Source organism: Mesorhizobium sp. NPDC059054 (genome assembly GCF_042739215.1).
Taxonomy (GTDB): domain Bacteria; phylum Pseudomonadota; class Alphaproteobacteria; order Rhizobiales; family Rhizobiaceae; genus Mesorhizobium.
Genome location: NZ_JBHYHV010000001.1, coordinates 1,143,147 through 1,157,998, shown reverse-complemented (window position 1 = coordinate 1,157,998; position 14,852 = coordinate 1,143,147). Strand labels below are relative to the sequence as shown.

At 61.0% G+C, this 14,852-nt stretch carries 16 protein-coding genes; 3 read left to right on the top strand and 13 right to left on the bottom strand.

All coding sequences use genetic code 11. The features are described 5' to 3' along the window. Window positions 1–194: 194 nt before the first annotated feature. On the bottom strand, window positions 195–692 hold the full coding sequence (locus ACFWXH_RS05670; protein ID WP_379118223.1) for a DUF2165 family protein: 498 nt from the start codon (window positions 690–692) through the stop codon (window positions 195–197). Between ACFWXH_RS05670 and ACFWXH_RS05665 the strand changes: the two genes are divergently transcribed. Further along, a complete protein-coding gene (locus ACFWXH_RS05665; protein ID WP_379118221.1) occupies window positions 691–1,011 on the top strand; it encodes a hypothetical protein in 321 nt (106 codons plus the stop codon). The two genes, ACFWXH_RS05670 and ACFWXH_RS05665, sit on opposite strands and share 2 nt — an antisense overlap. Before the next feature lie 27 nt (window positions 1,012–1,038). Here ACFWXH_RS05665 and ACFWXH_RS05660 read toward each other — a convergent pair whose 3' ends face one another. The 9 genes from ACFWXH_RS05660 to ACFWXH_RS05620 form a co-directional block, all read right to left on the bottom strand. After that, window positions 1,039–1,788 carry an ABC transporter permease gene (locus ACFWXH_RS05660; RefSeq protein WP_379118219.1) on the bottom strand — a complete coding sequence of 250 codons (750 nt, stop codon included), beginning with the start codon at window positions 1,786–1,788 and terminating at the stop codon, window positions 1,039–1,041. After that, on the bottom strand, window positions 1,785–2,723 hold the full coding sequence (locus ACFWXH_RS05655; protein WP_379118217.1) for an ABC transporter ATP-binding protein: 939 nt from the start codon (window positions 2,721–2,723) through the stop codon (window positions 1,785–1,787). Before ACFWXH_RS05655 ends, ACFWXH_RS05660 begins: the two co-directional genes overlap by 4 nt. Beyond that, entirely contained in the window at window positions 2,720–3,886 is a 1,167-nt protein-coding gene (locus ACFWXH_RS05650; protein WP_379118215.1) for an ABC transporter permease, read from the bottom strand. The genes ACFWXH_RS05655 and ACFWXH_RS05650 overlap by 4 nt, the downstream gene beginning before the upstream one ends. A 52-nt stretch (window positions 3,887–3,938) precedes the next feature. Further along, window positions 3,939–4,853, bottom strand: a complete 915-nt coding sequence (locus tag ACFWXH_RS05645; protein ID WP_379118213.1) for an ABC transporter substrate-binding protein — start codon at window positions 4,851–4,853, stop codon at window positions 3,939–3,941. Between the two features lie 246 nt (window positions 4,854–5,099). Then, window positions 5,100–5,888 (bottom strand): amino acid ABC transporter ATP-binding protein, encoded by a 789-nt coding sequence (locus tag ACFWXH_RS05640; RefSeq protein WP_379118211.1) that lies wholly within the window; start codon window positions 5,886–5,888, stop codon window positions 5,100–5,102. Between the two features lie 10 nt (window positions 5,889–5,898). Beyond that, on the bottom strand, window positions 5,899–6,990 hold the full coding sequence (locus ACFWXH_RS05635) for an amino acid ABC transporter permease (RefSeq protein ID WP_379118209.1): 1,092 nt from the start codon (window positions 6,988–6,990) through the stop codon (window positions 5,899–5,901). A gap of 2 nt (window positions 6,991–6,992) precedes the next feature. Continuing rightward, on the bottom strand, window positions 6,993–8,108 hold the full coding sequence (locus ACFWXH_RS05630) for an amino acid ABC transporter permease (protein ID WP_379118207.1): 1,116 nt from the start codon (window positions 8,106–8,108) through the stop codon (window positions 6,993–6,995). Window positions 8,109–8,178: 70 nt separating this feature from the next. Next, complete coding sequence (locus tag ACFWXH_RS05625; RefSeq protein WP_379118205.1) at window positions 8,179–9,219, bottom strand: transporter substrate-binding domain-containing protein; 1,041 nt, start codon at window positions 9,217–9,219, stop codon at window positions 8,179–8,181. Window positions 9,220–9,244: 25 nt separating this feature from the next. Next, window positions 9,245–10,453: a trans-sulfuration enzyme family protein gene (locus tag ACFWXH_RS05620; protein ID WP_379118203.1), complete on the bottom strand. Its 1,209-nt coding sequence runs from the start codon at window positions 10,451–10,453 to the stop codon at window positions 9,245–9,247. 78 nt (window positions 10,454–10,531) lie between these two features. Here ACFWXH_RS05620 and ACFWXH_RS05615 point away from each other — a divergent pair, with 78 nt between their 5' ends. Beyond that, window positions 10,532–11,422, top strand: a complete 891-nt coding sequence (locus tag ACFWXH_RS05615; protein ID WP_379118201.1) for a LysR substrate-binding domain-containing protein — start codon at window positions 10,532–10,534, stop codon at window positions 11,420–11,422. A gap of 43 nt (window positions 11,423–11,465) precedes the next feature. Here ACFWXH_RS05615 and ACFWXH_RS05610 read toward each other — a convergent pair whose 3' ends face one another. From ACFWXH_RS05610 to ribH, 3 genes are read right to left on the bottom strand one after another with little or no spacing between them, the layout of a single operon-like run. Continuing rightward, the gene (locus ACFWXH_RS05610; RefSeq protein WP_379118199.1) at window positions 11,466–12,677 is read right to left on the bottom strand and encodes an MFS transporter; all 1,212 of its coding nucleotides are present in this window, start codon (window positions 12,675–12,677) and stop codon (window positions 11,466–11,468) included. Then, window positions 12,674–13,165 (bottom strand): transcription antitermination factor NusB, encoded by a 492-nt coding sequence (gene nusB, locus ACFWXH_RS05605; protein ID WP_379118197.1) that lies wholly within the window; start codon window positions 13,163–13,165, stop codon window positions 12,674–12,676. The genes ACFWXH_RS05610 and nusB overlap by 4 nt, the downstream gene beginning before the upstream one ends. Continuing rightward, window positions 13,162–13,656 carry a 6,7-dimethyl-8-ribityllumazine synthase gene (ribH, locus tag ACFWXH_RS05600; RefSeq protein WP_379118195.1) on the bottom strand — a complete coding sequence of 165 codons (495 nt, stop codon included), beginning with the start codon at window positions 13,654–13,656 and terminating at the stop codon, window positions 13,162–13,164. The genes nusB and ribH overlap by 4 nt, the downstream gene beginning before the upstream one ends. Before the next feature lie 190 nt (window positions 13,657–13,846). Here ribH and ACFWXH_RS05595 point away from each other — a divergent pair, with 190 nt between their 5' ends. Further along, a complete protein-coding gene (locus tag ACFWXH_RS05595) occupies window positions 13,847–14,842 on the top strand; it encodes a pyridoxal-phosphate dependent enzyme (protein ID WP_379118193.1) in 996 nt (331 codons plus the stop codon). Window positions 14,843–14,852 lie beyond the last annotated feature (10 nt).

Below are 14,852 nucleotides of genomic sequence, written 5' to 3'. Positions count from 1 at the left end.
CCGAGATTCCCGAGCGGAATCCCGACCCCTCGATCGATTTATGCAAAGCCACGGTCTCGACCGTCAAGCCGGCGTGCGACATTTGCCCGCATTTGCCTGCGACAGTTTACCGCGCCCTTATGGGCCGTACCCGCATGTCACCCGCCACGCCGTGACTATTCAGGCGAGATTGGCGAGTGCGTTCGACTACGCCATTACTGCTGGAGATCGCCGTCTGGTTGCATGATGAAGATCAGAACGACAAGCATGGTCATGTAGAACTTGAAGGCAGCCTCCTGCCCGTTCCAAGTCTGTGACTGCCACATCGCAAACCACTCCCCGCCAATCACCATGAACCCGAAATACCAGACCAGGAACCCCATGGTGGTGGCGATGATGGCGAATTTCTTGGCGCTGTTGAATGCCTGGCCGCTCCCCCTGCGAGCGCTCCATAAATTCCATGCGGCGATCAGGAACAGCAGGCAGGTCAGCGCCTCGCCGAAGATGATCAGCCAATAACCCGCAGTCCAAAGGGTGGGATTGGTGATCGAGCGGTACATCAGCGCGTTGCCCGGAAAGGTTGTATCCATGGAGAGCACGTGCTGGACAAAGGCAAAGTTCGAGCCATAGTCGGTGATGTTGCCAAAGGCGACGAGGAAGGCGAAGGCCGCCAGACACAGGCACATGGTGATCTTGGAAAGACGTGACGTCATGGCAAAAGCCCCTTCTGCTTTCGATGATTCTGGTCACGGTAAAGCAGGATCACCGAGTCCCGCCGATCACGCAATGCGCACCACGACGATAGTCCTGACCGCAAGCGCGGACCGTCATGTGAGAGACCATGATCTGGCAACAGCGCTCGATCTGTTGCGGCTACCGGAAGGCTGTGCCAACGGCGATCTTGTATCGCTGGAGGCCGGCAAGGGCGTGCGCCATGATTTTTCAATCATCCGGCGTCGGTGGGTCGCTGCCGCAAACAGCACAAATTTGGAAATCACCCTCGACTATCCGGCGGCCTCTCCGAGGCGCTGAGCGGCAATCCCCATCGGCCGGCGATAATCAGTGGGCAGCTTGGCCCATCCGTCTTGCAGCGACACGTTCCAGGGCCATCAGTCCGTCATAGATGAAGACGGCAAGGCCAGCCACGATGAGACCACCCTGGACGACGAAGGCAAGATTGTTGGAGATCAATCCGGCGATGATGACTTCGCCCAGCGTCTTGGCTGCGACGGTGGACCCTATGGTGGCAGTTGCCAGGCTGATCACGACCGATAGACGGATGCCAGCCAGAATGACCGGCAGGCTGAGCGGCAGTTCCACTCTGAGCAGCTTCTGGCGATTGGTCATGCCGGCACCTCGCGCCGCCTCCACGATGTTGGAGGGCAGCGTTGTGAGTCCGGTCAGCGCGTTCTCGAAGATCGGCAGCAGCCCGTAGAGGAAAAGCGCGATCAATGTCGGTTTTTCCCCGAAGCCGACCGCAGGTACGGCCAATGCCAGCACTGCCACCGGTGGGAAAGTCTGGCCGATATTGACCAGCGAGCGCGACAGCGGCAGGAACTCGGCGCCGAAGGGCCGGGTCACCAGGATGGCAAGGCCGATGGCGACGATGATCGCCGCGATCGTGGCCACCGCCACGGTACCCAGATGCTGCAGGGTCAACGACAGCAGGCTGCCCTGATTGTAAATCGCTGGCGCATTGTTTTCTGTCAGCGGCTTGAACAGCGGCTCGAACCAAGCTGGATTGACGATGAACGCCACCAGGAAAACCAGCAGGATCACACGCAATGCCGCCGGCAGGAACGTCTTCATGCCGGCCTCGCCGCGAGTTTTACCAGGCCGTCGACGGTGACGCGGCCGAGCGCCTTGCCGTCGGCGCCTTTGACCGGCAACGCCGGTCGGCCGGACCAGAGCAGTTCAGCCAGCGCATCGCGCTGGCTGGCGTCTGCCGGAATGGCTTCGCCCTCTGCACTGCCCTTCTCCACCGCATCGCCGACGCGACCGAGCGACAGCAGCCGAAACGGCCGCTCGGATGAACCGACCAGTGTTTCGACGAAGGAACTGGCCGGTTTTGCGAGAATCTCGGCGGGTTTTGCGTATTGCACCAGCTTGCCGCCATCCATCACGGCGATCTTGTGGCCCAGATGCACCGCCTCCTCCATGTCGTGCGTGACCAGGATGATGGTGGTGCCGAAATGTTTCTGGATGGCGAGCAGATCCTCCTGCGCCTTGGTTCGAATGATCGGATCGAGCGCGCCGAACGGCTCGTCCATCAAAAGCACGTTCGGTTTGGCGGCGAGCGCACGCGCGACACCGACGCGCTGCTGCTGGCCGCCGGATAGTTCGTGCGGGTAGCGCTGGCTGAAATCGGCAGGATCGAGCTGGAAAAGCTTCAGCAGTTCGTCGACGCGCTCATCGATGCGTTCCTTGTCCCAACCGAGCAGCAGCGGCACCGTGGCGATGTTCTGCGCCACGGTGCGGTGGGGGAAAAGACCATGGCCTTGGATGGCGTAGCCTATGGAACGGCGCAGCTCGTAGCCGGGCAGCGAATGGTTGTCGACACCATCCAGCTTGATCGTGCCGGCTGTCGGCTCCACCAGCCGATTGACCATGCGAAGCAGCGTCGTCTTGCCGGATCCAGAGGTGCCGACGATCGCCGCAATCGTGTGCGGTTCAATCACCATCGACACATCGTTGACCACGGTCTGCTTGTCGTAGCGCTTGGTGATGTGTTCGATCTCGATCATGCGATCGCTTCCTTGCGCCTGGCTGTTGCGGTGAGTTCGATGATGGCGTCGAGCACGATGCCCGCCACGAAGGCCAGGGCGACCGTCGGCACAGCGCCGAGCAACACAAGATCCATCGCCGTCTGGCCGACACCCTGGAAGACGAAGACGCCGAAACCGCCACCGCCGATGAGGGCTGCAATGGTGGCAAGGCCGATATTCTGCACCAGAACGATGCGGATGCCGGTCAGGATCACGGGGAAGGCAAGCGGGAACTCGACGCCGAACAAGCGTTGTCGGTCCGTCATGCCCATTCCGCGTGCCGCCTCGTTGGCGGCCTTCGGCACGCCGGCCAGGCCCACCACCGTATTCGCGACCACCGGCAGCAGCGAATAGAGAAACAGCGCGACGAAAGCCGGCGCGGTGCCGATGCCGCGGATGCCGAGCTCGGACGCCCCTGGCACATGCAGTGCCACCCAGCCAAGCGGACCGATCAGCATGCCGAACAGCGCGATCGAGGGAATGGTCTGGATGATGTTGAGCACGTTGAGCACCCCTGCCCGCAGCGCCTCGACCCTGTGGCAGAGAATGCCGAGCGGCAAGCCGATGACCACGGCAGCCACCAGCGACCCCAGGGCCAGCGTCACATGCTTGCGCGCCTCGGCCCAGAAGCTATCAGCCCGGTTTGTGTATTCCTTGAGAATGGAGAGGCTGTCCCACACGCCGGATGCCAAAAGGGCGCCGACCACCACCGCGGCAACCAAAAGAACGGCGAGGCGCACAAACGGCGACAGCTCCAGCCGCGCCAGTACATCGGCCAGAAGCAGCGTGAAGGCGAAAATCAGCAACCAGAAGCCGGAGGCTGGTGAAATCCGGGCGAACGTGTTGCCGGGCGGCGTGAGGAAGCTGCCAGCCGCGCCGATGGCCAGCGCGAGGGCCACCAGCAGGACAACACTTGCAATCAGACGCAAGGCCAGGGGCGTCTTCAACAGCGCCACGACGATGGCTGCGATGACAAGCGCCAGCAGCAACGGTCCGCTGACGACCGGAAGCGCGTCGAGGATAAAACGTCCCTCGCCCGGCACGATACGATTGGCTCGAAACGTGGCGAAGGGCGCGAGAAAGGCCGCATAGGCGGCAATCGCGGCAATCACCACGCCCAGCTTGTCGAAGCGAATGCCCACGATCCTGGCCCTTCAGGTTCGGCGCGCCCAGAAGGCGCGCCGGAACCGCTCGCTACTTGAGGAAGCCGTTCTTCTTCAGGAAATCTTCCGCGACCGCCTTTGCCGGCTCGCCGCCGACCTGGACGCGGCCGTTGAGTTCCTGCAGCGTCACGAGATCGAGCTTCTCGAACACCGGCTTGAGCACTTCCTCGATTTTCGGGTTTTCCTTCAGCACAGCCTCGCGAATGATCGGGGTCGGCTGATAGACCGGCTGCACATTCTTGTCGTCGGTCAGCACGACAAGACCGGACGGCTGGATGCCGCCGTCGGTGCCATAGACCATAGCCGCATTGGCGCCGTTGGTCTGGTTGGCGGCGGCCGCAATGGTCGCTGCCGTATCGCCGCCCGATAGGGTGATGAGTTGGTCCGGCTTCAGCGTAAAGCCGTAGGTAGTCTGGAAAGCCGGCAAGGCGGCCGCAGAATTGACGAACTCGGAAGACGCGGCCAGCACGACCTTGCCGCCGCCCGATACGTATTTGCCGAAGTCGGAGAACGAAACCAGCTTGTTGGCGTCGGCGACATCCTTCCGCAGTGCGATCGCCCAGGTATTGTTGGCCGGTGATGGCGTCAACCAGACGATCTTGTTGGCGTCGTAGTCAAGCTTCTTGGCCTCGGCATAGCCCTTTGCGGCATCCTTCCAGAGCGGATCGTCGCCTTTCTCGAAGAAGAAGGCGGCATTGCCGGTATATTCCGGATAGATGTCGATTTCGCCGGCGATGATCGCCTTGCGTACCACCGGGGTGGCGCCAAGCTGGATGCGGTCGACAGTCTTGATGTCGTTGGCGTTCAAGACCGACTGGATGATGTTGCCAAGCACTCCGCCCTCGGTATCGATCTTGGAGGAGACGACGACGTCGGCGGCATTCGCTGAAGCGACCGAAAGGCCGAGCGCAACGAACGCACCGGCTAAAAATCTGGTTGAAGACATGGCGGCAAATCCCTCTGATGAAACCGATGACGGTCCTTGCTATCGCACGACCCAGACGGGCAGTCGGGGCATACGGTTTCATAAGATGGAGGGGTAGCGCAATATTTTTATCCGCAAATAGGCGTTCAACTCCCGCCTATGCTGACAATCAATATTCACGTCACATGTATGCTGCCTACGGCCGGTTCCCACTGAAATTGGCCGCTGCGCGATTTACCTTGCGATTTTGATGTGTAGTCGTCTGGCTCAGCCCAATATCTGGCTGAGGAAGAGCTTGGTGCGCTCGTGGCGCGGGTGGTCGAAGAACTCGACCGGCGTGTTCTCTTCCACGATCTGGCCCTGATCCATGAAGATGACGCGGTTGGCGACCTTGCGGGCGAAGCCCATCTCGTGGGTCACGCACAGCATCGTCATGCCTTCTTCGGCAAGACCCACCATCGTCTCCAGAACTTCCTTGATCATTTCCGGATCCAGCGCAGACGTCGGCTCATCGAACAGCATGATGCGCGGGTTCATGCACAGCGAACGCGCGATCGCCACCCGCTGCTGCTGGCCACCCGACAGCTGGCCTGGATATTTGTGCGCCTGCTCGGGGATCTTGACGCGCTTCAGGAAGTGCATGGCGGCCTCTTCCGCCTGCTTCTTCGGGATCTTGCGCACCCAGATCGGCGCCAGCGTGCAGTTCTCCAGGATGGTCAGGTGCGGGAACAGGTTGAAGTGCTGGAACACCATGCCGACCTCGCGGCGCACCTCGTCGATCTTCTTCAGGTCGTTGGTCAGCTCCTTGCCGTCGACGATGATCTTGCCCTTCTGGTGCTCCTCCAGCCGGTTGATGCAGCGGATCATGGTCGACTTGCCGGAGCCCGAAGGACCGCAGATGACGATGCGCTCGCCGCGCATCACCTTCAGGTTGATGTCCTTCAGCACATGGAATTCGCCGTACCACTTGTGCATGCCGACGATTTCGACGGCCGCCGGTTCGGCAACAATAGCCAAGGTCCGTTCTTGACTGATGGCAGTAGCGGTCAATGACATTTGTTGTTTCCTAGTGCGAAATCGGGCCGCGCCGCTCCAGGAAGTCGGCAAAACGGGCGAAGGAGAAGGACAGCGCAAAGAAGATCGCGCCGATGAAGAGGAAGGTTTCGGCGGCGGGCGATGGCCATTCCGGGTCGGCGAGTGCGGCCTTGCCTGAGCTGATCAGATCGAAGAGACCTACCACCAAGACCAGACTGGTGTTCTTGATCATGACGATGATGGTGTTGGCGAGCGCGGGGATCACCACCCTGATCGCTTGCGGCAGGATGACGAGATATTGCGTACGCCAGAATGGCAGACCAAGTGCAGCCGCAGCCTCATACTGGCCCTTCGAGATCGCTTGCAGGCCGCCGCGGATCACCTCGGCGAGATAGGCTGCGGCAAAGATGGTGAGTGCCACGAGCGCACGCACGAACTTATCGGGCAGGAGCGCTTCCGGCAGGAACAGAGGCATCATGATCGATGCAACAAACAGGATCGAAAGCAGCGGCAGACCGCGCACGGATTCGATGAGCGCAACAGCGCCAATTCGGACTGCTGGCATTGTCGAGCGCCTGGCCAAAGCAAGCAGGATGCCGATCGGAAAGGCGGTACCGATGGCGACGACGGTAAGGATTAATGTTACCGGCAAACCACCCCAAGACGAGGTTGGCACCTCGACAAGGCCGAAGCCGCCTCCCATCAGCCAGAAGATCATCGCGAACGCGACCACCCACAGCGCGAGCATTCGCGGTGCCCAGCTCGCTGGCCGCACGGACCAGCCGAGCAGAGACAGGATTAGCAGACAGACGAATGCCGGCCGCCAACGTTCGTCGACCGGATAGATGCCGAACAGAAGCTGTCCCGACTTCGCATAGATGAAGCTCCAGCAAGCGCCCGTTGCTGTCCTGCAGGCATTGGGATCGGGATCGAACCAGACTGCCTCGATCACCATCCAGCGCAGTATCGGCGGCACCATAGCGGCCAGCAACAGGACGAAGATTACGGTCAACACGGCGTTGAGCGGCGTTCCGAACAGGAGCTTGCCGGTGCGTTGCAAGGCCGTAAAGCGAGCACGGCTCGGCTGGGTGTCTGCAGGCATGGGGAGAGATATGGCCTTCATGGTTATCGCTCCACGATGGCGATGCGGCGATTGTACCAGTTGGCCGCGCTCGACAGGCTGAGGTTCAGGGCGAGATAGACGCCGAGGATGATGAACACGCCCTCGATGGAATGGCTGGATTTGCTGATGATCGTATTCATCACCGCAAGGAAATCCGGATAGCCAACCGCAATCGCCAATGTCGAATTCTTGACAACGTTGATGTACTGGCTGTTGAGCGGAGGCACGATCACGCGCAGCATTTGCGGAATGACGATAAGCCGCAAGATCTTGCCACGCGGCAGGCCCAGCGAATTTCCGGCATCCCACTGACCGCGGCCGACTGACAGGATCCCGCCGCGCACGATCTCCGCGACGAAACCGGTGGTGTAGATGGTCAACCCGACAAGGATCGTGCTGAGCTCCGGCGTGAGTTCCTTACCACCCTTGAAGTTCGAGCCCGCCAAGGTCGGCCAGTCGACGGCAAAGCGCACATCGGCGAACCAAAGCCCTGCTCCTCCTAGAGCCAGGACGATCGGCATCATCCAAGGCAATGACACGCCCTTACGCGTTGCGATCCGTGTTGTGATCAACAACGCCAAAGCCGCCAAAACGATCACCAAGCCTGGCGTGCCTATATCAACGCTGACAGCCGGCACCACGAACCCGCGCATGGATGCATAAACGCCCGGCAATGGGTTGAGCGCCTCGCCAACAGGCGGCAACACCTTCCACCACAAGGAATACAGGAAGATGAGGAGCACGATCGGCGGTGAGTTGCGTGCCAGTTCGACCCAGACCCGGCAAGTGCCTGCTGCCAGAGGATTGCTGCTCAATCGGGTGACGCCAACGATGAGACCGAGCACAGACGAGAAGAGGATGACCAGAACGGAAATGAAAACCGTATTGGCTAGTCCCACGACAATCGCCCAATAGTAGGGATCACGCGATTTGTAGGTGAGAATCGCCTCGGAAATGACGATCCGAGATGGTGTCGTTAGGAAATCGAAGCCGATCGGAATGCCCCTCGCCTTCAGATTGTCGAAGGTCGTGTCGACCAGCAAGACAACGAAGGCAACGAAAGCCAGCATCAGCGCAGCCTGAATGATCGTTGACCGGGTCTTGGCATCGCTCAGCATGCGGGCCTCGCAGTTTCAACCGTTTGGAAGTCAGGGGGAGCGCGAAAGTGCGCCCCCCTCGTGTCAAGGTTCACTCCCAAGGATAGGGATAGTTGAGACCGCCATCCTTCCAGAGCTTGTTCAGGCCACGGTCGACCTTCAATGGACTGTCCTTGCCGAGGTTACGGTCCCAGATCTCGGCATAGTTCCCCACCTGCTTGATAACGTTGTAGGCCCACTTGTCGTCCAGCCCCATCGCCTTGCCGAAACCGGCCTCGCCGCCCAGGACACGCGTGATGTCCGGCGCGCCTGAGGCGAGCTTTTCATCGATGTTCTGCGACGTGATGCCGTTGAGCTCCGCCCACAGCAGGGCATTCACCGTCCAGCGCACGATGTCGAAGAGCTTGTCATCGCCCCGCGCCACGGCAACGCCATTGGGTTCGGCTGCACTGCCGATCTTGAGAATGTCGTAATCGTCAGGGTTCTTAGCGACTGAAGCCCTTTGGCCAGCAGCTGCTGTGCCGTCGGTAACATAGGAATCGCAGCGTCCCCCAAAGAAAGCGTCACGAGCCTGGACGGTCGTGTCGTAATAAACTTTCTTGGTGGTGATCCCGAATTCCTCCTCGGTTTCCTCGATGGCCTTTTCAGTCAGTGAGCCACCGCTCTGCAGACAGATCGTCTTGCCGTCCAGGAGTTTTGGTTCGGTGATGTTGTCGGCCTTTCGCACAAGGACGCCATCAGTGTCGTAGAGCGTAATCCACACGAAGCGCACCACCGAGTCACGGCTGTAGGTGATGGTGGAGGTGCGCGATAGCACATCGATCTCACCGGTCTGCAGTGCCGGGAAACGCTGGCCGGCATTCAGCGGCACGTAGCGGATCTTTTCCTTGTCGCCGAGGATTGCAGCCGCGAAGGCGCGGCAGATGTCGGAATCGAAACCACGATAGTAACCCTTCTCGTCAGGCCGTGAGAGCCCAGGTACACCTTGGCTGGCGCCACAGCTCAGATAGTCGCGTTCCTTGATCTTGCCGACGACGCTTTGCGCGCCGGCGCCTTGTGCACTCACCACAAGCCCAGCCAGACCGAGGGCCATCGCGGCAAATCGTTTGAAGCTGTTTGCATCCATGTTCATTCCCCTTGTTCTTGCGTTGTTGTTGTCATTCAGCTGCTTTGTCGGGCGTCACTGTTCCCGGTTGCTGCTCCGCAAACAGATCGAAAGCTTGGGCAAGGTCGATCAGAAGGTCGCTTGCTGTTTCGAGACCGATCGACAGTCGCCAGACTGGACCGGGCTTCAACCAATCCAGGCTGACTCTGCCCTTGCGCGGATCGTTGACCGCGATCAGCGAATGCACCCCACCCCAGCTCGCGCCGAGCTTGAAGAGACGCATGCGGCGGAGTGCTTCCGCTTGAAAAGGCGCCAGATCAGGGCGCAACACGAAGGAAAATACGCCTGCAGCACCGCTGAAGTTCCGCTTCCAGGCTGCATGGCCGGGGTGTTTGGGCTGAGACGGATGCAGTATCTGGACGACTTCAGACCGGGATGCCAACCAGGCCAGGATTTCCCGTGCCGTGGCATCGGCCTGTCGCATGCGGACCGGCATGGTCATCAGGCCGCGCTCGCACAGGGCACAGTCTTCGGGCGAAACGCCATAGCCCAGGAAACGTGCGGCATCTTTCAGACGCCTGAAGAGCGCTTCGTCGCGTACCGCGACCGAGCCCATCAACAGATCGCCATGACCACCGGCATGTTTGGAAAGCGCCTGCATGGAAATGTCGACGTCGTGATCGAGCGGCCTGAACAGCAGATGCGAGGCCCAGGTGTTGTCGGCGGCAACGAGTGCACCAGCTTTGTGAGCTTCAGCTACGATTGCGGGTACATCCTGAACTTCGAAAGTGGCCGAGCCGGGTGACTCGACCCACACCAACCGCGTTCTCTCGTCGATCAATTCACCAAGGCGTGCATCAAGCCGAGGATCGTAGGAGAGAGCTTCAATACCCAGTGGTCCAAGAAAGCGCAAAGCCATGTCGCGAGCTGGTGCATAGAGGGTCTCAGGCATCAGCACACGATCTCCGCCCTTACAGGTAGCCATCGTCGCCAACGTTATGGCTGCCATGCCGGAGGGCACGACAAGCGCGCGGCTGGCACCCTCCAGCGCGGCAAGATGATCCTCCAGCTGGCGGCTGGTCGGCGTGCCATAAAGCCCGTAGCTGAAACCGTCGTACAGGCGTTCGGTGCGATTTTGGAAGGCCGCCAGATCGTCAAAAACAACGGTCGAGGCCCGTTCCACCGGCATGGCCAACGCCTGGAACGGTTCCTGCGAACGCTTCGGCGGATGAATATGGGCTGTGTCGTCCTGTCGGGTCATGGCTAAACCTTAATCGGCTCACCCATTGCCTTCTATGACCGGAACGATAGAGTTCATCCATTCTTGATATGGATTGCCATGAACCTGCGTGATGTCGACGTCTTCAATGCGATCATGATCACAGGCGGCGCAGGAGCAGCCGCGACACTGCTCGACACCTCGCAGCCGGCGATCAGCCGCTCGCTCGCCAAGCTGGAGGCCGAACTCGGCTTTCGCCTGTTCGATCGCATTCGCGGCAGGCTTGTCCCAACGCGCGAAGGCGAGCTTTTCCACGCCGAGGTGAAAGCCAATCTGGTGGGGCTCGATCGGCTCAAGCTGCGTGCTGCTCAGATCAAGGAAGTTGGTACCGGAACGATCCGCGTTGCCAGCCTATCGGCGTTGGGGCACGGGCTGGTGCCACGCGCCATTGTTGCCTTCTCGAAAAAACATCCGCAGGTGCGCATCAGCTATCAAGTGCGCACCTCCCATGTCGTGCGTGATCTTGTAGCTTCCGGCAGTTTCGACATCGGGCTCGCCGCCGACGAAGTGGATACCAGCGGCGTGCTGCACAGCGTCTTCACCACACCGCGTGCCGTCTGCATCATGCCGAAGAACCACCGGTTGTCCCGCAAACTCGTCATCACGCCCGCCGACCTTGCCGAGGAGGGCTTTCTGGCTTTGTCCCCCGAGGACACGGTACGGCTTGCCATGGACAAGATCTTCGCCGAGCACGGCGTGAAGCCTCGCGTCCTTATCGAAACCCCCTACGGCCTCACCATCGCCATCCTCGCCGCGAAGGGTATGGGCGTCGGACTGGTCAACCCGTCCGTCATCGCCGATGGCATGATCGCCGGCATCGTGGCCAGGCCGTTCGAACCTGCCGTCTATTTCCGTGCGCTCATCCTACGCCCACCGGACGGCATCAATTCGGCACTCATCACCGACTTCACCGCGGAGCTCTATGCCGCGCGCAATGCATTGGGAGATTGAAGTTCATCCATCCGGAAATCATCCAGAGGATGAAAAGCGCGGCTCAGGCGGCTCGGCGCACTGCCGTTATGCGCAGCGCACCGAGCGCCACAAGGCACACGAGCGAAACCGGAAAGACGACCCAAGCCAGCATCGCCCAGCCCCAGGCGTTGTAGACCGCCCCCGACATCAGCGAGGCAAACGCCACGGAACCAAACAGAATGAGGTCGTGGAAGCCCTGGATCGTGCCCTTTTCCTCGGGTCGATAGCTTTCAGTGACCATCGCGGTGGCGCCGATGAAGCCGAAATTCCAACCGAGACCGAGCAGGATCAGCGCCGACCAGAATTGCCATAGCTGAATACCAGACAACGCAACCAAGGCGCAGACGATAAGCAGTGCGAAGCCAACCGCGACAATCGCAGGTGCGCCGAAACGATGGATGAGACGGCCAGTGAAGAAGCTTGGTCCGAACATGGCCATGACGTGCCAAGAGATGCCGAGCGTCGCCTGGTCGGAAGAAAAGCCGCAGCCGACCATGGCGAGCGGCGCCCCGGTCATGACGAAGGTCATCAGCGTATAGGAACCGACGGCACATAAGAGCGCGATGAAGAAGCGCGGCTGGCTGACAATCTCGGCCAGCGGCCTGCCACCATGGGTGTCAGCGTGTCCAACCTCGGACGGCTCTCGCGTACGCAGGAAGAGCAGAATTGCGCCCCCTAAGGCCGACAGGCCGAGGATCGACGCGAAGGCGCCGGCAAACGGGACAGGCGCCAGCAGATCCTTGGTGAAGATCACAACCTGCGGGCCAAGAATGGCGGTGATGATGCCACCCGCCAGAACGAAGGAAATAGCGCGCGCCTTGAATTCCAGCGGTGCGTTGTCGGCCGCTGCAAAGCGGAATTGCTGCACGAAGGCAGCGCCCACGCCGATGACCAGCAGGCCGAACACGAATGTCCAGAAACTCGACTGGAACAGCGCCAGGGTGGCAATCAAGCCGCCCAGTGCCGTCACGCCGGTGCCGACAAGGAAGCCGTCGCGGTGACCGAGCCGACGGATCAGTGCTGCCGAAGGCAATGCTCCCACCGCCAGGCCAAGGGAGAACCCGGTGAGTGGCGCGGTGGCGAGCGACTTGTCGGGCCCCAGCAGAAATTCACCGGCCAGCGCGCCGAGTGCGAAGCAGATCGGTCCAGCCGACCCCAGCACCGCCTGGGCAGCGGACAAGATGAAGGCGGTACGGCGCGCCTCGTTTTCCGCGGCGACCGTCACAACGCTCATCGTGCGTCCTTTCCCCTGCCCTCGCCGCGCACACGGCGTGCAACACGATCAAGCACCGCATTGACCAGCTTCGGCTCTTCCTCGGAATAGAAAGCCTTGGCGATATCGACATACTCAGAGACGATCACCGCGACGGGCACATCCTCGCGCTTCATCAGCTCGTAGACGCCGGCACGCAGGATGGCGCGCAGCGTGGAATCCAGCCGCGACAGCGGCCAATCCTCGGTCAGGGACTGGCGAATAACCGGGTCAACCGTCTTCTGGTTCTCGACCACGCCAGCCAGGATGGCCCTGAACCACTGCGCGTCGGCTTCGCGGTACAGAGCGCCGTCGACCTCCTTGCCAAGCCGGAACGCCTCATATTCGGCTGTGATTTCGAGCAGGCCGGAGCCCGCGACATCCATCTGGTAGAGCGCCTGCACGGCCGCGAGGCGCGCGGCACCGCGTTTGTTGGCCTGGCGTGGGGCGGAACCCGATGGTTCGGTCACGATTGCGCCCCCAGTTTTTCCTTGAGCGCGATCATGGTCAGCGCCGCGCGTGCAGCGAAACCGCCTTTGTCGCCTTCGCTCTTCTTGGCGCGTACCCAGGCCTGCTCTTCATTTTCGGTGGTCAGGATGCCATTGCCGATCGCGATCGATTCCTGCACCGAGAGGTCCATCAGCGCGCGGCTCGACTCGTTCGCCACGATGTCGAAATGATAGGTGTCGCCGCGGATGACGGTGCCGAGCGCAACAAAGCCGTCATAGATTCTGCCGTCCTCGGCCATGCCGTCGAGCGCGAAGGCGATGACGCCCGGGATTTCAAGTGAACCGGGAACAGTCACGACGTCGTAGGTCGCGCTCGCTTCGTCGAGCGCGCTCACCGCGCCGTCAAGCAACGCGTCGGCGAGGTCGTCGTGGAACCGCGCCTCGATGATGAGAAGGTGGGCGTTTTTCTTTGGCCGAATGAACGCCTTGCCGTGTTGGGATGTGCCAGCCATGAAGGTCTCCGGAATTGTCGGTGACTTAGGCCGAAGCGGCGGCGGGCGCAAGCGACGTTTGAGGGGCCCTGCCGACACACCGCGTTTACCGGCACCACCGCCTCGACACAATCGGTCGTGTCGAACCTTTGATTCCTTTAAGGATAAAATATAATCCATAGTGGAAGCGCGTGGTGAACGAGGACGTTGCATGAAACCGGGATCGGGAAGCTTCGAGACGACAAGTCCACGACGCCCCAGGCTGGAAGAGATCGAAACGGCGCGAAGCCGGCTGGCCGGCTACATGCCCCGCACGCCACTGGTTCATCTCGATCTTGGCTTGCCGGATCGGCGCATATTCCTCAAGCTGGAAACGCTCTCTCCCATCGGTGCCTTCAAGCTGCGGCCAGCGCTGAATGCGCTGCTGTCGCGCGACATTGCAAACTTGCGCGACGGCGTCGCGACGGCAAGCTCCGGTAACATGGCCTACGGCATGGCGTGGGCTGCCAACCGACTCGGCGTGCCGATGGCTGCCTACATGTATTCGGGAGCGCCGCAGACCAAGATCGATGGCGTGCGCAAGCTCGGCGGCGACGTGCGCTTCATCTCCATGGAAACGTGGTGGCGCTACATCGTCGAGGCAGAGCAGCCTGAACTCGACGAACTTCTGATCAATCCCGTGACGGACCAGGCCGTGCTGAGCGGGAACGGCATCATCGGCCTGGAAATCGTCGAGGATTTGCCCGAAATCGATGTCGTGGTGATGCCCTTTGGCGGCGGCAGCCTGACGACCGGAGTCGCCAGCGCGGTCAAGGCGCTGCGTCCGCAGGCAATGATTGTTGCCGCCGAGGACGAGAGTGCCGCTCCCGTCACCGCAGCGCTTGCCGCGGGAAATATCGTGGAGATCGAGACGAAGCCGTCCTTCGTGAAGAGCATCGGCGGCCCTTCGCTCGTGCCGCAGCTGTGGCCAGTGGTGAGCGAACTGATTGACGGCGCTGTTGCCGTCAGCCTCGACCAGATCACGGATGCAATGCGGCTGCTCTTCTCGAAAGCGAAGGTCGTTGCGGAAGGCGCAGGCGCCGCCTCGCTGGCCGTTGCCTTGGCCAGCGACCAGATCAAGGGCAATGTTGTCTGCGTGGTGTCAGGCGGCAACATCGATGCGGCGGCCTATTCGCAGGTGCTGGCCGGTACGATTCCAGATCCGTGACCACGGGCCA